The following is a 19,561-nucleotide window of genomic DNA, read 5'->3' as shown; positions in this document are numbered from 1 at the left end:
GCAAGCCCGAATAGCCCTAATTTTTTAGTGAGTGTCGGTGCATGACAACGAAGGGGAGAGGATTAGTATGGGCTTGTTCGAAGACGATTTTTATTCAACAAAGGTATCTACACGTGCGGCGAAAAAAACGGCATTCAAGGCACGCCGTGGAGGAAGGGGGCGTTGGACGCATCGGAAACGCGGAGTAAGTCCGATGCAGGCTGCTGTCATTAGCGGGGCAGTCAGTGCAGTGGTTGCTGTGCTGCTGTTCAGCTTTATTACAGGCTTGCCCTCCGCTACAGCGGTAACCGGAGCAAGCCATTATTCCTTGCGGCAAGCAGCGGGTGATCCGTATGACCGGATTGTGCAGGCGGCAGCCAAGGTGCGCCCGGCTGTTGTCAGCATCGTGAACCTGAAAGGGGGAGATGGCAGCAGCACGGAGCAATCGGCGCTTGGATCGGGTGTTATTTTCCGGGTGAGCTCCGGCAAAGCCTTCATTATGACGAACAACCATGTCATCGAAGGCTCAGACGATCTGGATATTGTAACAGTGGATGGTGTTAGAAAAGAGGCAAAGCTGATTGGAAAGGATCGCATTAGCGATATTGCCGTGCTGGCGGTTGATGATAAAGGTATTAACACGGTAGCCGATATCGGCGACTCCAGCAAACTTCGTCTAGGCGAGACTGTAATTGCTATTGGCAATCCGCTCGGCTTGGGGGATACGCTTACCTCTGGCATTGTGAGCTATACAAATCGGATCATTCCCATTTCCATTAATCAGGATGGGGTATACGACTGGGAGCAGCATGTCATCCAGACCGATGCGGCGATTAATGAGGGGAATAGCGGCGGTGCGCTGGTCGATCTGGATGGACGTGTGATTGGCATCAATACGATGAAAATCGCCGATACCGGCGTTGAAGGACTGGGGTTCGCCATTCCCGCCAATGAGGTGATGAAAACGGTGAATGAGCTGGTTGAGGACGGCAAAATTACCCGCCCTTATCTGGGGGTCTACACGGTCGACCTCAATAATGAGTATGCACCGCTGGACGAAACACAGCGCAAGGAACTCAAGCTGCCCGATAGCGTGAAGGACGGGGCAGTGGTTCTGGAAGCCCACGGTCCTGCCAAAGAGGCAGGCTTGAAGCTGAACGATGTCATCACCGCCTTTGATGGTGAGCCGATCAACTCTACACTTGATCTGCGCCGCTATTTATATGATACCAAGAAGATTGGCGACGAGCTGAAAGTTACCTTTTACCGGGCAGGCAAGGAAGAAACGGTAACGTTAAAATTAACGGATAAGCCGGAAGGCTAGGGTTTAACTTATAGGCATAACTATAAAAAAGGCGTTCCCCGACTCATTTTTCCGGGGACGCCTTTTCAGTTTGTCGGTCGGTTGCATTTTAGCTTAAGATGCCGTTCCCGTCACACGCGTTCCGCTTTTGGTGATCTTGTAGGTCACCACATCGCCGCTCCAGAAATGGAACCTCAGCGTGACTTCAGCATCCTTCACACTGTTAAAAAATTCAGGCAGAAGCTTAATGCCATTGGAATCATAGGCAGGAGCAAAGGTGTTGCCAAACTCCTTATAGGGCGTCCAGTCCTGTGGGCCGGCATTGCCACTATTAGATAAACAGCCTCCATCGTAGCAAGCTGGCTGCCCCGGAAGTCGGTTGGAATGGTAAAGGCTTGCGTAGTCCCTTTTCGCCTTGTTCAATAACGCCTGTATTTTTATCAAAGCCGAGCAGACCGAATTCGCCGACAATGACCGGAATACCTTTGGCTACAAAGGTGTTATAGACGTTATCAAAGGTTTGGATAATATCGTTTTTGGTATCTGTATCAAAAGTAGTATGGCCCGCAATATTTACACTGAAAGGCCAATAACCATAATAGTGAACGGTGGCAATCAGGTTGGGATCTTTAAGCTTGGTCATCGTGTTGTACAGCTCATTGATTTTGTTTTGGGCAGGTGAAGTATCCAAGCCCGGCAGAACGAGTGGGCGAGTGGCATTTTTACCGCCAGAGGCGCGGACAATTTTGTGGAAGGATACATTCAGTTCCTGAAGCATCTGGTTCGCTTTCGCTTCATTGGTTGTTCCTCCCTCGGTGAAACGGGGTTCGTTAATGCTTTCGAACATCAGCTTGTCCGGCTTATCTTTAAAGCGCTGGGCAATTTGTGTCCATATTGCATTATAGCGAGCCAGCACTTCATCGTGCTTGGGCTCCATACTGCTTACCCACATCCATGAATCATGATGAACATTGATCATGACGTACAGATTGGCATCCAGTGCCCAGCGCACAACCTCTTCCACACGATTCATGTAAGCTGACTCAACGGTATAATTCGGTGCGGCTCCTATGTGTTTATCCCAGGTAACGGGAATACGGATACTTTTGTACCCTTGGGCAGCAATTTGCTGGATCAACGCCTGGGTAATGCGTGGATTGCCCCAAGCTGTCTCATCTGCTCCGACAGCATCCAGAGAATTCCCTAAATTCCATCCCGGCTGCATGGCTTCCACATACGATTGCATACTGCTTGCAGCGGTGGCTTGTGGTGCTTGCTCGTCAGATTCGGCAGCAGCGGCAAGTGATCCGAACGTAGATAGCAATAGGGTGATGGCAAGCGTCAATGACAGCAATGAAACGGGTCTTCGTTTTAACATAACAGGCAGGCCCCTTTACAAAGTTATTTTTGAAAGCGCTTTCCATTGAGATACTACTATACTATTACATTATAGACTACCTATATAATTAATGGAAAAATCATGTCATAATTAGATGTTTTAATATTGTAAGCGTTGTTATTGAAAAAATGTAGGAATGAGTGTAGAATCTATGGCCTTCTCGGAAGGTAAAGTAGTGCTGGAGAAATATCCCCATTTTCGCGAGGACTTAAATGTCAGTAATTTTCTCATTTTTAAAACCAAGCGTCAGGGATAGCGATCAGGCCCTTTCCTTTCCGCGTCAAGTGTGGTAGAACAAGAGAAGGCGGTAAAACAGACACCTACAACAGGAAGAGCTTCATACGGAAAGGGATGCAACTGGAATGTACGTAGTATGTAAAGAGCATGTGGAACTGGCAATTGATATGTTCGTCGATGAATACGAGGATGCACCGGATGTCGTCGATCTCAAGGAAACGAAATTTTCGGATTGGGACCCTCCGGTGAAGTGCAAGGAATGTGAGAACAAAGCGGAATTTTTAGTCGTATAAAAAATGAGCACGGGCGTTTCGGGCAGAAACGTCCTTTTTGTATACCAGTATTTTTGTATCATCCTCATACATAGAGCTTTACTAATTCCCAATACTTGCTGAGACAGGGGTGAACGTTAGATGGACCCTTTGCTGCATTCGCTGTTTCGTCCGCTTCAGGTCAATGGAAGTGACTCTTCCTCATATTATATCGAAAAAAAGCCGTCTGCTGCGCTGAGAGCTTACGTAGCTTGTTATTGGGAGTCCGGTCCGGCTGCCAGGGTGGTAGAGGGGAATCTAGCAGCTTCGTGTGAAGGCGCTGCTTCATTAAGTCTGCTGGCGGAAGAAACCGTGGAGCGGGTATTACCTGATGGCTGTACGGATATTCTGTTAGAATACGACCCGGTGAGTAAGCGTCAGGAGATCTCGTACTGCGGGACTTTTACGCATCCGTTCGTGTCTACCAGACAAGCAGGTACCGAGACGCGCATTTTTGCGGTGCGATTTTTTCCGGGCGGAGCACATTATTTTCACGGCATGCCGACTCATTTGTTTACAGGTGGCCTTTTTCGCTTGGAAGATATATGGCCCGAGAATATCGAGATCATAAGTGAACGTATTTTTGAGGCACGAGACTTTAATGAACGGGTGCGCGTAATGGATGAGTATCTCATCCAGCTTCTACTGCGCCGTAGGACGAACGATTGTGACCTGATGAAAAATCTGCTGCATCGGATTTTTGTAAGCAGTGGGGGTATGAGTGTGAAGGAGCTTGCAGAGCGCGAAGCGATCAGTGAAAGGCAGCTTAACCGCAAGTTTGGGCAATGGATCGGGATCAGCCCCAAAAAGTTCAGTGAGGTCGTCCGCTTCCAGAGCGTTCTGCACAGTATACAAAGCGGTGACCCTCTGGATTGGACGGAGCTTGCGTTGAAGCACAGCTTTTTTGATCAGGCACATCTGATCCGTGATTTTCGCAGGTTTTATGGCGATTCCCCGCTTACTGCGGCCAAGGATTTTCGGAGATTGTCCGATTTTTACAATACACGCCCTGAGGCTTCCGCTATACTCAAAGCATGAAGAAGAATGGCAAAGGAGAGATGAGAATATGAGTGGAACGCTGCAAGTTCGTGATCATCTGCTGAATGAGCTGGAGACCGGAGTACGGACGGGGGAAGCACTGATCCGCAAAATACGTCCAGAGGATTGGAGCTTTCGGCCGCAGGACAATTTCCGCTCGCTGCTGGAGTTAGTGCACCATTTTGTGCTCATTCCTGCTTCCGATCTGGCGATCATGCAGGAAAAGTCCGAGGGAGAAGTAGGAAGCATTGAAAACAGCATGTCCGGGGTGGAAGATCCCGAGCGCCTGGCAGCGGCTTTCAGAGAGAATTTCGAGGCCTATAAGGCTTACATTCTTTCGCTTAGCGAAGACGATTATTTGAATCGCTCGACGAAGGCCTTTTATATGGAGCATGGGCATCTACAGGTCCAATGGCAGATCGAGACCGTGACGCATGTGTTCCATCACCGCTCGCAGATCTATAATTATCTGAAGCAGTTGGGGCATGAAGTGAGCTTTTTTATGTTGTACGCTTGAGTATGAGGATAGCTGTGAAAAATGGAAACGTACAAGCTGGAGCACCTAAGGGGTGCTCTTTTTTTGTTGTATTCAAGGGTTTTTAGTTTTTTAGGGTGGAATGACTTACTCAAACGCGCGTGAAATTTCTTTACTAACTCGTCTGAGAATCCCGATTTGCTTCTCATCTAATTTGCTGGTTAAAGCCACGAACTCATCTATCGCCTCTTGCCGAATAGTTTCGTCTTTAGTCATATGTTCTTTGGAAAACATCAATTCACTGATAGACACGTTTAAGGCGGTTAGCACTTTCTCCAAGGTATCAATAGAAAAGTTTCTTTCGCCACGCTCTACCGATCCGATATATGCATCATCTAATCCTGAAAGTTCCGCAAGTTGTTGCTGTGTTAATCCCTTAGCCTTCCGAATTGCTCTAATTCTGATACCCATTTGCTTGCGTAATTCAGCCATATTACCACCTCATAATAAGCTTATGGAAGATGAAGTGTAAAAGTCAGGTAGAAGGGAATAGTTCAATTCTTTTTTTGCTGTAACTCAACTAAATCAACAATATTTTTTGTTATAGTAGTAAGAATTTCAAGCTCTGTTGTTTCTCTTGAATTTATGAGTAACATAAGTTTATTTATGATTTCTTTTCGATCAGTAGTTTCATCGAATTGGAAAAGTTCAAAGGGGGGAACCTGTAACGCTAAAATTATTTTTTCCAACGTCTCCAATGAAATATTTCGATCTCCACGTTCTACTCCGCCAATATAACTGTAATGAAGTCCTGCTGCTTCTGCCAATTGTTCTTGCGTCCATCCTTTAGCTTTTCGTAGTTCTCGTATCCGATTTCCAACGCTTTCTGGTAAACTCATGTAATCACCTCCACTTAAGGTTAGAAGAGGACAGATTATCGTTACAGACTATCTTATGCAAAATAAATACATTGAAAACTGTACTTTTAAGTATTTTTTATATTGACCTCCCTTTTTATTTTCTATACAATTGGGTGTAAATGGAAATATAAGGAGGGCTATTCTTGAGAACTTCTATCCTAAAATCACTCAAACCGGACATCATTGTTGAAATGTTGGAGATGGCTGTGGCTTTTGAGAATTGGAAAAAGGTGATGGAGACGGCGGATATTTTGTACCAATGTGTACAGCATATCTACGAAGAACGGCAGTATCATAAAACAATGGAATTACCCATCCCGCATGTCAATTTAGAACGTCCGTTGGTATATTATTTTGGACTCAGTCACCTAATGTGTGGAATGGCTCACCAGAACCAGGGTGCATATGAGCAGGCAAGGGAGTGCATCTATAAGTATGCTGAGCTAGGGTGGATGGAGGATTTAGAGGAAGAAGGCAATCAGGTTGTCGAGGAATTCAGGTTTTTAGCCAAAACTAATTTATATGCAGTAGATATTTTGTCTGGAAATATAGGGCTGATCGAGGAATACGTAGCCTTTTTACAGGCTAATCTAGAGGAAATATTACCGGGGCTCAATACCATATTACAGGCAGCGCTCATGTATCATTTGGATGTGGCAGATATCTTACATACGTTTGCAGAGCAGATTAATGAATTCGAGAGTTATAAAGACGCAGAGAACATATCTTACTATTATAGCTACTGCTATCATTTGGCTTTGTACTATCGGAAGTACGGCAGATTACAGGATGCAGTGGGGCTTACTTTGCAGGCGATGCAACTAACTGATCAGTCGGGTAACGATTGTAATTTCAAGAAATGTACAGCATTGTTCGAATCACTGCGCGAGTCAGCGACAGTGGAACAAATCAGTCAATATCGAGAGATGCTAATGCAGTGTCTTGATGAATACGGAACTGATAAGCATTTCATTGTGAAGAGCGTAAATGAATGATTCGCTATGATCTGAACAGGGAATAGGCTCGTAACGGAGAGGAAATAGATAGGTAAGAGACGTTTCGGGTGCTAAAATAACTATGTTACAGGTATATTTTTAAGTTAGGGATCTTAAATACGATTTTATATTATCATTCGACATAGATAGGGGTATGGAATTTGTTTATTCAACTTATAGGTGTGGGAAAGTTAAAAGAGAAGTATTTGGTCATGGGGATTCAGGAATACGCTAAACGGCTAGGGCCATACATCAAGTTTCAAATGATCGAGGTAGCGGACGAAAAGGCTCCTGACACACTGAGCGAGGCGGAGGTTCGACAGGTCAAGGAACGAGAGGGAGAGCGCATCCTTGCTCATGTGAAAAGTGAAGCACATTTGATTGTACTCGCCATCAACGGCAAATTGTGGAGCTCGGAAGAACTCGCAGAGGAATTGGACAAGCTCGGAACCTACGGTACAAGCCATGTTGTCTTCGTCATTGGCGGTAGTCACGGTCTCTCTGATGAAGTCCTTCGCCGCGCCCAGCAGAAGCTGAGCTTCGGAAGAATGACCTTGCCGCATCAGTTGATGCGATTGGTGCTGGTGGAACAGATTTATCGGGCGGTGAAGATTAATCGAGGGGAACCGTATCACAAATAACGCAAAAAATTGAGTACTTATATCGTGCTATAAAATGGTAGAACCGAAGAAGATCGGGGAGCGGGATTCCTCCGATCTCTATTCAGGTTGGTGCTACGTGATTATTCTTAAAATCATGAGCTAGCTATGAATCATCCCTGTTGAAAGCTCCCATAATTTAACGGCGGCTTCGGGATCAATTGCGTAAGGGGCGACACCCGACTGATTCCCTGAATCTTGGGGTCCAACCTCGTTGCAATTCTCAAAATATCGCCCCCCGATACCGTTTAACAAGGGGGACGTTGCCAATAGTACAGAAGTAGCCGCTCCCTGCTCCGGGGTCTTCCAGATGATTTCTGGATAGCCTGTTCTAGTCTCGTTTAACTTTGCGATTTCCTCGGGAGTGACTTGGATACGGGCAACTCCGGGGGTGCGCACACCGCCAGGCATCAAAGCGTTTGCGGTGATCCCGTCGTTAGCCCAGCGTTTTGAAGCTTCCACAGCGAACAATATATTAGCTGTTTTGGATTGACCGTAGGCAAGAAACGGGTCGTAGGGACGACGCAGAAAATGAATATCATCGAACACCACCGGCGAGCGGAGATGCCCCGCGGAACTAACTGAGACCACACGGGCGCCGTCTGCAGCAGCTAGAGCATCTTGAAGTCCGGTGGTAAGAGCGAAATGTCCCAAATGATTGATAGCGAACTGAAATTCCCATCCCTCAGGGGTTCGCATCTCAGGCGTTGCCATGATACCGGCGTTGTTGATCAATATATGGAGCGGTCCTCTCCATGAAGCAACGAATGAGGTTATGGAGGATCGATCGATAAGATTTAATGGCATCACCTTAACGAGTGGATTACCCGTGGTTACAGCAATATCTTCGGCAGCGAGCTTTCCTGTGTTGATGTCGCGAACAGCCAATGTGACTTCGGCACCTGCTTCAGCCAGAGCTCGTGCCGATTCAAGGCCGATTCCGGATGTAGCTCCAGTTACAACAGCTCTGCGACCAGTAAGATTGACCCCCGAAACAACCTCGCTTGCGGTCGATTTGGAATGGAATGGGGTTGTGATCAATGAGGATTCCGACATTGTGATTCCCTTCTTTCTTGATTTTCTAACCTCAAGGACATTATGACTTAAATTGATATATTGAAATAGTTTGTTTCTGCTTAAAACTTGCTCAAAACTGCAAATGATAAAAAGCGCCCTTTGCCCTTGACCAGGATTAAGTTATTATTACAAGAAAGGTTTCGAAGCGAACCTGAATGGTTGTTAACGAGCTTCTGAGGATTCTTCAAAGTAAAAGTTGGTGAATGATGTGGGAGAACAACAAATCAATTACGGACAGTTATATACGGAAAGCACCCAATCAAAAACATATTTGAATCAAATGTTGGAAATTGCGAAACGGATCACCATTGACGAGGGTCGTACCCAGACGATGATTCCGTTTTTAACGACAATGCGGTATAGTCGACAGACCTCGGAAATCTCTGGTGTTTTGACTCCATCGATTTGTCTGATTCTAGAGGGTGCCAAGAAACTTCATCTTGGTCAAGAGGTCATTGATTATCGTGCAGGAGATTACTTGGTATCTGTTATCGATATTCCGGCATCTGCTGAAATTATTGGGGCTACAAAGCAGTCGCCCTATATCGGTCTGCGCGTTGATTTTACGATGGAAGATATCGCTTCTGTGGTTATGGAGGCGGGTATTCAATTCGGCCCAAGGGACAAAAAGTTGAAGACTGGAGCATATATCGGGAAAGCCGACGAAGGTTTGGTGGAATCATTATTTCGTTTGCTCAAGCTAGTTGAGAACCCGAATGAAGTCGGTTTTTTGTCATCACTTATGAAACGCGAGATGATCTTTCATTTGCTCTCGGGGGATGCCGGTCACATTTTTTTTCAACAATTCATGATCGATCGGCAAGAAGATGGGATTGGCAAAGCCGTTGCATGGATCAAAGAGAATTATTCTAAGCCTTTTACCATAAAGGAACTGGCAAAATTAACAAATATGAGCGTTTCTGGTCTACATCATAAGTTCAAAGCCGTTACAACTTTGGGACCTGTACAATATCAAAAGCAGCTTCGCCTTCAGGAAGCAAGACGTCTTATACTGAGTGGCGCATTTAATATAACTGCAGCCGCTATGGAAGTCGGTTATGAAAATGTATCACAATTTAGCATGGAATATCGCAGGCTTTTTGGATCGCCTCCTTTTAAAGACATCAAAGCATTGAGAACTAGCCCCATAGTAGAGAAGATCGAAAAGGATTGATTTGGTCGTTAGGCATGTGGAAGGTCCAGCGAATGGAAAGAATCCAGATATTGTTAAAGCGTTCTGAATCAGAAGGCTTATTTTTCGTCTCACAAGTGATATGGTGAACCGTATCATAAGTAACGGCAAGTTTTAATATGCTCCCCTTTAAATAAACAGGTAGAGGAGCATATCAGTTGCCGTGGAAGCCACATAACGTTTATTCTATTAACGGGAGTAACCGTCTATGGAGCTGCCTATCCTGCTCCAGTAAACGGAATAATCTCTCCTCCGTGCCAGAACCGGGTACCGGAACGAAGAAACACCAGTGCAGTCCCGGATCGTTATCAATGACAGCCGCAGAATGGAGTGCGAACTCCATCTCCTGTGCGTCAGGAAGACGAAATAAAGCGGTAGCTACGCGCTTTTGCTTAATCTCATATAGCTCCCAGAAATGCACGAATTCCTCGCTTTCCCGTCTCAAGCGTTCGAACCTTTCCATATACAACGGGTTGTCCTTGTAAAGGTCAAAGCTTGACCGCAGAACCGCTACGGAGTAACGGGCAAAGCCTTCCCAATTCACCAGTCTGTTGCGGTAATCCGGCTTTAAAAACATAATGTTCATCATATTCCGTTCGTTATCCGGCAGACTGCCGAAATCGGCTACGATCAGTTCTGCCGCTCGATTCCAGGCGATAACATCCGTGCCTTCGTCCGTGATAAAAGAAGGATAATGCAGTTGATCTACGATCTTCTGTAAAACTTCCGCATCCGGCCCTCCGCTATTCGGCACTGTGACGACGCTCGTCGCGTCTACATTGGCCAGATCGAACAGATGCTTCTGCTCATCTTCGTCAAGCTGAAGCGCTTTGCTGATACTTAACAGCACTTCCGGCGAAGGATTCACCTCCTTACCTTGCTCCAGCCAGGTATAGTAAGTCACGCTTATATGGGCAAGATAAGAGACTTCTTCTCTTCGAAGCCCAGGAGTGCGTCTTCGTCCGGGCAGTGGCTGGATTCCCGCCTCTGAAGGCTGCAACCGTTCCCTGCGCGATTTCATGAATTCACCCAATGTGGATGGGGAACGATTTGTTTTCAAGTAGGTCACCTCTAATTACTCATATGGAAGAATATATATCGTTATTAACCAAATGGACCAAAAGCACTTCGTACATGATCATTATAATCTATGCCAATTGTCGGTTGCCACAAAAGAGAACCATAACGAGCACCGATGCTATTACTCCCGTTAATAGTAATAGTCATGCTGTGGCTAACACCCTCCTACCACGGTACTATTAAGATAATTTACATCAGAGCAGTGCTATCGATAGGAGGTTGTGTTTCTTTTGAACAAGTATGTATATAGAAACAAGCTAGCTATAGTCACCGGTGCTTCATCCGGAATCGGGAAAGCGTATGCCAAAGAACTGGCGGCACGAGGTTGTCATGTCGTTCTGGCAGCGCGCTCCAAGGACAAACTGGATGCAATGGCTGGGGAAATAAACCGCCAGTATGGCGTGAAGGCATATGCGTTGGCTTGTGATTTGTCCAAAGCGAATGCCCCGCGTCAACTGGCCGAACAAATTTCCGAACTGGGCTTGTCGGTCGATATTCTCATCAACAACGCAGGCGTTGGCACTTATGGCCGTTTCGAGGAAATAGACCCGGAGCGCGAGCAGGAAGAGATTATGCTGAACACGGCTGCGTTAGTCGATCTTACGCATCGGTTGCTGCCTAATATGCTGAGGCGAGAGGACGGAGTCATCGTTAACGTGGCTTCGATGGCCGCGTTTATGCCTTGTGCTTATTCTACAGTTTACGGGGCTACCAAAGCATTTGTATTGTCCTTCTCTGAGGCGCTATGGGCGGAAACGCGCGGGCGAGGCGTTCGCGTGCTCGCACTGTGCCCAGGTGCAACCGAGACGGGGTTTTTCGATGCGGTCGGCAGTGAGGAAATGGGGGCGGGTCAAAAGCTCTCGACCCCGGAGAAGGTTGTACAGGCAGGAATTCGCGGGATTGATCAGGGACGCAGCTATATCATCGATGGCCGTAACAATTACCTTATGGCTCAAATGATCCGATTTTTTAGCAGACGCAGGGTAGCTTTGATCATGGAACGCATGTCAAAGCCAAAAAGGTACTGATAGCGGGATCTTGTTCTTGATGAGATTTGGGGAGTATGATAACGTGCCGGTCAGCTCTACAAGGTAGATCAATAAAAAAGCCGACTTTTCGAAGTGCCTCGGCACCGAGTCGTCAGCCTGTCGTGCAGATATGAAAATAAAAATCCATAAGAACATCAACAAAGGAGCATGCCGCGGCAGCTCCTTTCGTACTTTTCGCCGATAGACCCGTTAAGGTGAACCGTATCATAAGTAGGGGCAAATTTTTTTGCGGCTTTCCTTGCGGGGCATGGGTTTGAATATATGTGTGCAGGCGATTTTATTCAACGTTGATATCTATTCTATGGTCAAAATATACTGATATGGCTTAGAGAAGACATGCCGTTATATTTTTCAATAGAAACTGACAAAAAAAGTATCCCTACATTATAATTGTTATATATCCTATAGGGGCACTGACCAGGAGGACGGCATGCAATTTCAACCAATCTATTATAATGGGAAATTGTTTCTACCGAAGATCGAATTAAATATGACATCGAACCAATCGATTGGTATTATAACGGACTTGAAGCGAAAGCAGCTTTTAATGAATCAATTAGAGGATCATTCCCAATATTATTTATTTCGAGCTCAACAAAACGAGTATATGCGTTTAACGGTGGAAGAGCTGATCACTTTTTTAATCAAAGTAACGGAGAGGAATGAGCGTGTCGCTCTGTTAATGGATTATTTTTCTTTAAAGGAGGAACGAAAGGTAAAAATCAAGGATCTAAGTTCATCGAAAAGGATGTATGTGACATTGCTGCGTGTCTTTTTTGCGCATCAGCCTACACTTGTACTGGAGGAGCCCTATTTTTACTTGGAAGAAGAAGATCGATGTCATTTTAAACGGATTTTAGATGACCTTTTGAAAGAGAAGCAGATTTTAATTTTAACTTCGAATTTAGAGGATGCCATGATTTCCTGTGATGCCATTTATCGATTGAACGAATTCGGATTTCGTCCACTGGATATTCGGGACTCGGAAGAGGATAAGCAGGAAGTGCCGGAACAAGATCGGGCCAATATCACCTTGCAGAAGATTTATACGAAAAGAAATGACAAAGCGATTTTATTTGATCCGCCTGAAGTCGATTACATAGAAAGTATGGATGGTTCGATCCTAGTTCATGTGGGTGGAGAAAATTATGTCTGTGCTTTGACGCTAACCGAGCTCGAGCAGAGATTGATAAATTTCGGATTTTTTAGGTGTCATCGATCCTACATCGTTAACTTGCAAAAAGTAAGAGAGATTATTACATGGACGAAGAATAGCTACAGCTTGCGATTAAATACAGGTAAAGATTCCGTGGTTCCGTTATCCCGTTCAAAATTGCATGAATTAAAAGCACTTCTTAACATTTAATTTCCGGGGCAATATCAAACCAATCAAGCATTCCATGGTACCATTCAGGCGACAATAGCTACATTTCGGTGGGTTTTGATGGCTCGAAGCAAGCAATCTTTATATGCTTAAGGCATCAACGCTAAGGAAGTGGTGTTCATGGATGTGATCCAAGTAGAACATATTCGAAAGCGGTTTGGAAATAAGGATGCGTTGTCGGACGTGTCCTTTTCCATTCCGAAAGGGGAAGTTTTTGGTTTTCTGGGTCCGAGTGGTTCGGGAAAAACGACATTAATTAAGATTTTAACGGCGCAATTAAATCCGACAAGCGGACAGGCAAGAGTATTTAACCAGCCGGCGGAGATGATGCATCAGTCTGCGCAGAAGATGCGCTTTGGCATTTTGACGGATAACAGCGGTCTATATGAGAGATTAACGATTGAGGAAAATCTGGAGCTGTATCGTAAGTTATATGATCTTCCTAAATCTTCGATCGATAAGGTGCTGCAGTTTGTAAACTTAAGCGGAGAGCGCAAAAAGAAAGTCCACCGCTTATCGAAAGGGATGCGTCAGCGTGTCATGTTGGCATGCGCGGTGATCCATGAGCCGGAATTGTTATTCTTGGATGAACCTACTTCGGCTTTAGATCCAGTAAACTCAGCACATATTTATAAGGGCTTACGCTATTTAAATGAGAAAGGGACAACGATTTTTTTAACTACGCATGATATGGCTGAGGCAGAATTGCTATGTAACCGTGTGGCGATTTTGTATCAAGGGCAAATCCAAGCCATCGGCTCCCCCCAGGAACTAAAAAAACAGCATCGGGAAAACGTAGTTTGTGTTGACTTAATCAATGGGGAAACCTACGATCTCCCGCTCGATGAGGGGACGGCCGATAAAATCGCCGATTGGATGAAACGAGGGTTAATTGATCGATTAGAAACGAAAGAGCCAAGTCTAGGTGATATCTTCATTAAAATAACAGGAAGTGAGTTACTATGAGTATCTCATTAAAACGTGTGCGCGCGATATTTGTGAAGGATTACAAAGAGTTTTCACGCAATTATGCGGTCTCTATTATGTTGGTTATTCCTATTGTTCTCGCACTTCTTATTCGAGGAATAGATTCGTCTTTGCCCTTAGCATCCGTGGCTGGAACTTTCGCTACCGTTCTTAATCTTTCGTTTGTGTTGCTGACATGTTTCGCACAAGCCTGCTTGATTGCGGAAGAAAAGGAGCGTAACACGTTAAGATCATTAATGATGACTCCGGCCACGACCCTGGACGTTTTAATCGGTAAAAGCAGCCTGGTCTTTGTCATGTCAGCTGTCGTTCTGGCCGTTTCTACGTATATATTCGGATATAAGCCGGCCAATATATGGGCTTTTGCGGCGGCCGTTATTCTTTCGATAATTCTATACATCGCGGCCGGAACGATCTGCGGCTTGTTCTCCAGGACGCTGCTGGATGCATCGTTATCCATACTTCCTGTGACATTCGTATTTACCGGGGCGCCTTGGGGAGTGTTTCTAGTAGATGATTATCCGATCTTCAAAGTGCTGGATTACGCACCAAGCAGTCAACTTGTGCATTTGCTAGGTATACCCAATACAGGCTTTACGACGGGAGATTTATTAAAACCCCTCCTCATTATCTTGGCGTGGACGGTTGTATTAACGATTGTGTCTGTTGTCTTGTATCAACGACGGTTAAAGGACGAGTAGGAAGGAGGGATCAAATTCCGATGAATTTAGCCGTCAAGTTGATGCGAGAATTGAAAGACCGCGATAACCGGCTTAAGCTGAAAGGCTATCGGGACAAAGTGGAGCTCGTCAGGAAGCGGAATTTGGAAGCATGGGATGAAAAGCAGTTGCAGGCGGAATCTCTCCGGCTGAAAAAGGAAGCAAAATCGGGTGCGCCTTTGGACGAGCTGCTTATCGATGCCTATGCGCTAGTTTGTGAGGCGGCGAAGAGAAAGCTCGGGTTACAGCCTTACGATGTCCAGATCATGGCTGGCATCGCTCTGTATGAGGGATTTTTGATCGAGCAGCATACCGGTGAAGGAAAAACGCTCTCTGCTGTTATGCCTGCTTATCTAAATGCGCTGACCGGTGAAGGCGTTCATGTGCTGACTTTTAACGATTATTTGGCAAATCGAGATGCCGAGTGGATGGGCCCGATCTATCGTTTCCTCGGGTTAACGGTAAAATCGGTTCAAGCGGGCATGAGCTTGTCCGAGAAACGGGAAGCGTACGCCGCGGATATAACCTATGTTACGGCCAAAGAGGCGGGATTCGATTATTTGCGCGACACGATCGCACTGGACGAAGCCGATACCGTACATCGTCCTTTCCATGACGTCATCGTCGACGAAGCGGATTCGCTGCTTCTCGACGAAGCACGGGTGCCGCTGGTCATCGCCGGCGAGCCGGGCTCTTCCGAGAGCAACGGCATTCGTTTTGCAGAAGTGGCCAGGCAGCTTAAGCAAGATGTGCATTACGACTTCGACGAGTTCCAGCGGAATGTTTATTTGAATGAAGCGGGCTCTGCGAAAGCGGAATCGCTGCTGGGATGCGGCAATTTGTACGAAAGCCATAATAGTCATTTGTTAATGTCGTTAAATTGCGCGCTGCATGCGGAATCGTTATTGAAAAAAGACGTCGATTACATCGTCCGGGACGGTAAAATCGAGCTGATCGACGAATATACCGGCCGCGTGGCAGAAAACAGGCATTTGCCGGACGGGCTACAAGCCGCGCTTGCGGCTAAAGAAGGGCTGCAGTCGAACGTCGGCGGGAAAATTCTCGGTACGATCACCCTTCAACACTTCCTTAGCCTATATCCGAAGATTTGCGGAATGACGGCTACCGCACACGCTTCCGCAATGGAATTCGAAGATATTTATGGGCTGCAGGTCGTGCAAATTCCGCCGAACCGGCCAAACATACGGATCGACCATCCGCACCGGATTTATACCCATAAAGTAGCCAAGCTTAAGGCGCTTGTACAAGAAATCTCGTCCGTCCATGCAACGGGACGTCCGATTCTCATTGGTACGTCAAGCGTCGAGGAGTCTGACATGCTGGCGAAGGCGCTAGCGGCTGCCGACGTACTTTGCCATGTTCTGAATGCGAAAAACGACGCAAAAGAAGCCGAGATCATCGCCAAAGCGGGAGAAATCGGCGCCGTGACGGTGTCTACGAATATGGCGGGACGCGGCGTCGACATTCGGCTCGGTGGCGGCAACCCCACGCAAGCAGAAGTTGTCGCCAAGCTGGGTGGGTTGTACGTGATTGGTACGCATGTGCACGAAAGCGTGCGGATCGACGACCAACTGGGCGGGCGTTCTGGCCGCCAAGGCGACCCGGGAGCTTCCGTATTTTTCGTAAGCTTGGAGGACGAGTTGATGCTTCGGTTCGGCATCGATAAAGTGATTCCGCCCGTCTATCGCGATCTCAGGCAGGAAGAAGCGCTAGAGGAGTCGGTGCTCCGCGGCAAAATCGCCCATATTCAACGCGTTATTATGGGCCAAAACTTCCATATCCGCCAGGAACTGAACCGTTATTCGGATATGGTGGAGGAACAACGGCGAATTCTGTATGAGGAGCGGCTCGGAATTTTGAAAGGCAAGACGCCGATGAGCCCTTCGGAGCAGCGGGTACGGCTTTATTATATCGACAAGTTCTGGGCTGACCATCTAGCATACGTTTCTTACATTCGCGAAAGCATCCATTTGACGAGCCTTGTTAACCGCAATCCGATCGACGAATTTCATGAGCAAATCATCCAAGCGTACGAGGAAATTCCGGATAAAATAAATAGAGAGTCGGCAAATATGCTCGAAAAGCTCGAGGGTTCGAATGATCCGGCGATGTGGGGAAAATTCGGGCTGAAGAACCCTACCTCCACTCGGACTTATATCATCAACGATCAATACTTGGAGTACTTGCAGATTCGCAGTTCATGGACCGCAGGGACGATCATCGCTTATTGGATTCGCAAGATGTTGAGGCCGATCTTCGGATGGGCAAAGTTTTGATCGGGACGAATATGAGCGAACGCTCGGGTTTATCCTGAGAGCCATTAAACCTATCGAAGCGGCCGGCAATGCCGCCGCGCTTCACACTTAAGCGAATTTTTCGCCGATAGCTCCGTTAAGCTGAACCTTATCATAAGTGATGCAAATTTCTTTGCCTAAAGTGGGTAGAAAAACAGCTTGAAGGGAGTCGGCGTTCGTGAATGATCTTTGCACAGGCAATATGAAGTCCTAAAAAAGAGGTCACCCGAAAGTTGGTTGACCCCTTTTTAAAAGAGAAGGTAATGGACTTAACTCTTACTAGATTTTTTATTAGGCAAGAAGGATATAAAAATGAGTGAAATTAAAGTGAAACCGACTGTCCACATAAATGTATGCTTAAAAGCAGTGTTCAGCGTCGTTATATTGTTAACAGATAGAGAGGTCATTTGATTTTGTAAGATGACTGCAAGAACTGAAGCACCAAAGGCTCCACCGATTTGCTGTAGAATTCGAGTGGCACTGCTGGCATGCGGGACCTGTTCTTTCCTTAATCCTTCATAAGCTGTTGCCATGATGGGGAGCATAACGCCTCCAAGTCCTCCGCCACGGACAACCAGGGCGATGGCAAGCAGAAGTTCGCTGGTATTGGTCACGCAAAAGGCAAAGGGGAGGGTTCCGAGTATTGTTAGAAGGGTACCGCAGAGCACGATCCATCGAGAGCCGATTGTATCTGTAAGTTTTCCTGCTAATGAACGCGTCATTAACATCCCTACACCTTGAGGAATCAAGAGTAACCCTGAAACGAGAACACTCTCTCCGCGAACTTGTTGATAATAGAGAGGTAATAATAACATGCCACCATAAGAAGATAGACCTGATAAAAACAAAAGGCAAGAAGATGCGGTAAAAGGCATGCTTTTAAATATACGTATATCTATTACTGGATTGTGGGATTTTCTTAATACATAAAGGCAGAAGGCCATCAGGAATAAAAGTCCAATGACAATAGGGATGATGACTGAACTTTGAAAAAAACCATGCTCTGAGCTGACTTTGGTAAGCCCATAAATAATCAACACGATACTAGGGGATAACAAGGATAATCCAAGCGTATCCAATTTTTGAGATTGATTTGTGGCATCATCTTTTGGTAAACCCCATACGGCTAGGATTGATGCGATGAAACAGATAGGAATATTGACATAAAAAATCCAACGCCAGTTAAGATACGTAATAATAACCCCACCTAATATGGGGCCGAGGATTGGACCGATCAGTATAGGTAAACCAACAATGGCCATTAATTTACCTAATTTCTCCCCGCCAGTTGCCCGCACAACCATGGTCTGCATGATGGGCATCATCAAGCCACCGCCCATTCCTTGAATCACTCGAAAGGCGATGAGACTTCCTACATTCCATGACAAACTTGATAAAACAGAACCCGTTAAAAATAAACTCAAAGCCAATATCCACATGTTTTTACCGCCATAACGATCAAATGCCCATCCAGAAATAGGAATAACAATTCCAATGGCAATTAAATAACTCGTCATTACCCACTGAATCGTTGAAACGGATGCGTGTAAAGCATTTCCAAGGGTATCGATTGCGACATTCATAATGGTAGTATCGAATAAAGGAGCAAGAAGTCCAATCAACAGAATCCATGCCATTTTCATAACGGCTGGATCTATTTTTTTGTTAGCTGTTTGTTCCATTTGTTTCCCCATGCATTTTCACCCCTTTTTATGATTAGATACTATAGGTTTCTTATTTGAATCCATGATATAATAAACTCATAAGAAACGCAACGTGTTTTATTGGAGGTGTTTTCATATGAATAAGGAAAATGAGGGAGAGTTTACGACAAGAAGAAGAGGAGCAGAATTAGAAGCCGCCATTATACAAGCAGCATGGGATGAGCTGATGGAGGTTGGTTTTCAAAGCCTTACGATAGAAGGGGTTGCTGCCCGTGCTCAAACAAGTAAGCCCGTCATTTATCGGCGTTGGCCTAATCGCGAGGAGCTTGTCTTGGAAGCGATTCGGAGAAATTTACCACCATTATCAGATGAGATACCTGACACTGGGGAACTGCGAAGCGATGTCATCATCGTACTGAATCGATTGAATGAAATGCTCCGTCAAATTGGACAAGAAACGATTCATGGATTAATGTCTGTTCTAACAGGTATACCTTTATCCGAATTGATCGGTTTCCGAAGAACCAATGCCATGCCAATCGTTCTGAATCGGGCAGTAGAACGAGGAGAAATTAGGCAAGAGAAAATTACTCCACGAATTACACGGCTACCTGCCGATCTTGTTAGACATGAGGTGTTAATGACCTATGAACCTGTGTCACAGGACACAATTGTAGAAATTGTGGATGAGATTTTTTTACCCCTGATAAAGTGAATGGATGCGATGAGTTTTAGAGGTTTTTTGTTTTTTTTCAGATAAATGACCATGTCTTAGTTC

At 45.8% G+C, this 19,561-nt stretch carries 20 protein-coding genes and 1 pseudogene; 14 read left to right on the top strand and 7 right to left on the bottom strand.

Annotation, left to right across the window (positions count from 1 at the left end):
• The first annotated feature begins 67 nt into the window (after nt 1-67).
• Nucleotides 68-1,303 carry a S1C family serine protease gene (locus GCU48_RS10410; RefSeq protein WP_152379961.1) on the top strand — a complete coding sequence of 412 codons (1,236 nt, stop codon included), beginning with the start codon at nt 68-70 and terminating at the stop codon, nt 1,301-1,303.
• Between the two features lie 93 nt (nt 1,304-1,396).
• On the opposite strand, the gene GCU48_RS29140 is transcribed toward GCU48_RS10410, so the two are convergent.
• Entirely contained in the window at nt 1,397-1,705 is a 309-nt protein-coding gene (locus tag GCU48_RS29140; RefSeq protein WP_425280863.1) for a hypothetical protein, read from the bottom strand.
• Nucleotides 1,614-2,660 (bottom strand): glycoside hydrolase family 5 protein, encoded by a 1,047-nt coding sequence (locus tag GCU48_RS10405; protein WP_425280862.1) that lies wholly within the window; start codon nt 2,658-2,660, stop codon nt 1,614-1,616. Before GCU48_RS10405 ends, GCU48_RS29140 begins: the two co-directional genes overlap by 92 nt.
• 196 nt (nt 2,661-2,856) lie before the next feature.
• On the opposite strand from GCU48_RS10405, the pseudogene GCU48_RS28835 reads away from it, so the two are divergent.
• The 4 genes and pseudogenes from GCU48_RS28835 to GCU48_RS10385 all read left to right on the top strand — a co-directional run.
• A pseudogene (locus tag GCU48_RS28835) lies at nt 2,857-2,937 on the top strand (SAM-dependent methyltransferase); the annotation flags it as partial.
• A 106-nt stretch (nt 2,938-3,043) separates the two neighbouring features.
• On the top strand, nt 3,044-3,211 hold the full coding sequence (locus tag GCU48_RS10395) for a CxxH/CxxC protein (RefSeq protein WP_007433184.1): 168 nt from the start codon (nt 3,044-3,046) through the stop codon (nt 3,209-3,211).
• Between the two features lie 120 nt (nt 3,212-3,331).
• Nucleotides 3,332-4,267, top strand: a complete 936-nt coding sequence (locus GCU48_RS10390) for a helix-turn-helix domain-containing protein (protein ID WP_152379960.1) — start codon at nt 3,332-3,334, stop codon at nt 4,265-4,267.
• 28 nt (nt 4,268-4,295) lie between these two features.
• Entirely contained in the window at nt 4,296-4,784 is a 489-nt protein-coding gene (locus GCU48_RS10385) for a DinB family protein (RefSeq protein ID WP_152379959.1), read from the top strand.
• Nucleotides 4,785-4,889: 105 nt separating this feature from the next.
• Here the strand turns inward: GCU48_RS10385 and GCU48_RS10380 are convergent, their stop codons facing one another.
• On the bottom strand, nt 4,890-5,234 hold the full coding sequence (locus tag GCU48_RS10380; RefSeq protein ID WP_152379958.1) for a helix-turn-helix domain-containing protein: 345 nt from the start codon (nt 5,232-5,234) through the stop codon (nt 4,890-4,892).
• Nucleotides 5,235-5,296: 62 nt separating this feature from the next.
• Nucleotides 5,297-5,641 carry a helix-turn-helix domain-containing protein gene (locus tag GCU48_RS10375; protein ID WP_152379957.1) on the bottom strand — a complete coding sequence of 115 codons (345 nt, stop codon included), beginning with the start codon at nt 5,639-5,641 and terminating at the stop codon, nt 5,297-5,299.
• Between the two features lie 164 nt (nt 5,642-5,805).
• Between GCU48_RS10375 and GCU48_RS10370 the strand changes: the two genes are divergently transcribed.
• The gene (locus GCU48_RS10370) at nt 5,806-6,657 is read left to right on the top strand and encodes a DNA-binding protein (RefSeq protein ID WP_152379956.1); all 852 of its coding nucleotides are present in this window, start codon (nt 5,806-5,808) and stop codon (nt 6,655-6,657) included.
• Nucleotides 6,658-6,818: 161 nt separating this feature from the next.
• Nucleotides 6,819-7,298: a 23S rRNA (pseudouridine(1915)-N(3))-methyltransferase RlmH gene (rlmH, locus tag GCU48_RS10365; RefSeq protein ID WP_152379955.1), complete on the top strand. Its 480-nt coding sequence runs from the start codon at nt 6,819-6,821 to the stop codon at nt 7,296-7,298.
• Nucleotides 7,299-7,418: 120 nt separating this feature from the next.
• Here the strand turns inward: rlmH and GCU48_RS10360 are convergent, their stop codons facing one another.
• Nucleotides 7,419-8,372 carry an SDR family NAD(P)-dependent oxidoreductase gene (locus GCU48_RS10360; protein ID WP_152379954.1) on the bottom strand — a complete coding sequence of 318 codons (954 nt, stop codon included), beginning with the start codon at nt 8,370-8,372 and terminating at the stop codon, nt 7,419-7,421.
• Nucleotides 8,373-8,601: 229 nt separating this feature from the next.
• Here GCU48_RS10360 and GCU48_RS10355 point away from each other — a divergent pair, with 229 nt between their 5' ends.
• Complete coding sequence (locus GCU48_RS10355) at nt 8,602-9,567, top strand: AraC family transcriptional regulator (protein WP_244316186.1); 966 nt, start codon at nt 8,602-8,604, stop codon at nt 9,565-9,567.
• A 199-nt stretch (nt 9,568-9,766) separates the two neighbouring features.
• Here the strand turns inward: GCU48_RS10355 and GCU48_RS10350 are convergent, their stop codons facing one another.
• Nucleotides 9,767-10,645, bottom strand: coding sequence for a helix-turn-helix transcriptional regulator (locus GCU48_RS10350; RefSeq protein WP_152379953.1), 879 nt, complete (start codon nt 10,643-10,645; stop codon nt 9,767-9,769).
• Nucleotides 10,646-10,895: 250 nt separating this feature from the next.
• Between GCU48_RS10350 and GCU48_RS10345 the strand changes: the two genes are divergently transcribed.
• From GCU48_RS10345 to secA2, 5 genes are all read left to right on the top strand, one after another.
• The gene (locus tag GCU48_RS10345) at nt 10,896-11,693 is read left to right on the top strand and encodes an SDR family NAD(P)-dependent oxidoreductase (protein ID WP_152379952.1); all 798 of its coding nucleotides are present in this window, start codon (nt 10,896-10,898) and stop codon (nt 11,691-11,693) included.
• Between the two features lie 451 nt (nt 11,694-12,144).
• A complete protein-coding gene (locus GCU48_RS10340) occupies nt 12,145-13,080 on the top strand; it encodes a LytTR family transcriptional regulator DNA-binding domain-containing protein (protein WP_152379951.1) in 936 nt (311 codons plus the stop codon).
• Nucleotides 13,081-13,218: 138 nt separating this feature from the next.
• Nucleotides 13,219-14,064, top strand: a complete 846-nt coding sequence (locus tag GCU48_RS10335) for an ABC transporter ATP-binding protein (RefSeq protein ID WP_152379950.1) — start codon at nt 13,219-13,221, stop codon at nt 14,062-14,064.
• Nucleotides 14,061-14,786: an ABC transporter permease gene (locus GCU48_RS10330; RefSeq protein ID WP_025720863.1), complete on the top strand. Its 726-nt coding sequence runs from the start codon at nt 14,061-14,063 to the stop codon at nt 14,784-14,786. The genes GCU48_RS10335 and GCU48_RS10330 overlap by 4 nt, the downstream gene beginning before the upstream one ends.
• Before the next feature lie 20 nt (nt 14,787-14,806).
• Complete coding sequence (gene secA2 / locus GCU48_RS10325) at nt 14,807-17,101, top strand: accessory Sec system translocase SecA2 (RefSeq protein ID WP_152379949.1); 2,295 nt, start codon at nt 14,807-14,809, stop codon at nt 17,099-17,101.
• 287 nt (nt 17,102-17,388) lie between these two features.
• Here the strand turns inward: secA2 and GCU48_RS10320 are convergent, their stop codons facing one another.
• Complete coding sequence (locus GCU48_RS10320) at nt 17,389-18,813, bottom strand: MDR family MFS transporter (protein WP_152379948.1); 1,425 nt, start codon at nt 18,811-18,813, stop codon at nt 17,389-17,391.
• 106 nt (nt 18,814-18,919) lie between these two features.
• Here GCU48_RS10320 and GCU48_RS10315 point away from each other — a divergent pair, with 106 nt between their 5' ends.
• Nucleotides 18,920-19,498, top strand: coding sequence for a TetR/AcrR family transcriptional regulator (locus GCU48_RS10315; RefSeq protein WP_152379947.1), 579 nt, complete (start codon nt 18,920-18,922; stop codon nt 19,496-19,498).
• The last annotated feature ends 63 nt before the right edge of the window (nt 19,499-19,561 follow it).

Origin of the sequence: Paenibacillus brasilensis (assembly GCF_009363115.1) — a bacterium.
GTDB lineage: Bacteria > Bacillota > Bacilli > Paenibacillales > Paenibacillaceae > Paenibacillus > Paenibacillus brasilensis.
Note: the sequence above shows the minus strand (reverse complement) of the source record. Positions and strands in the feature narration are given on the sequence as shown.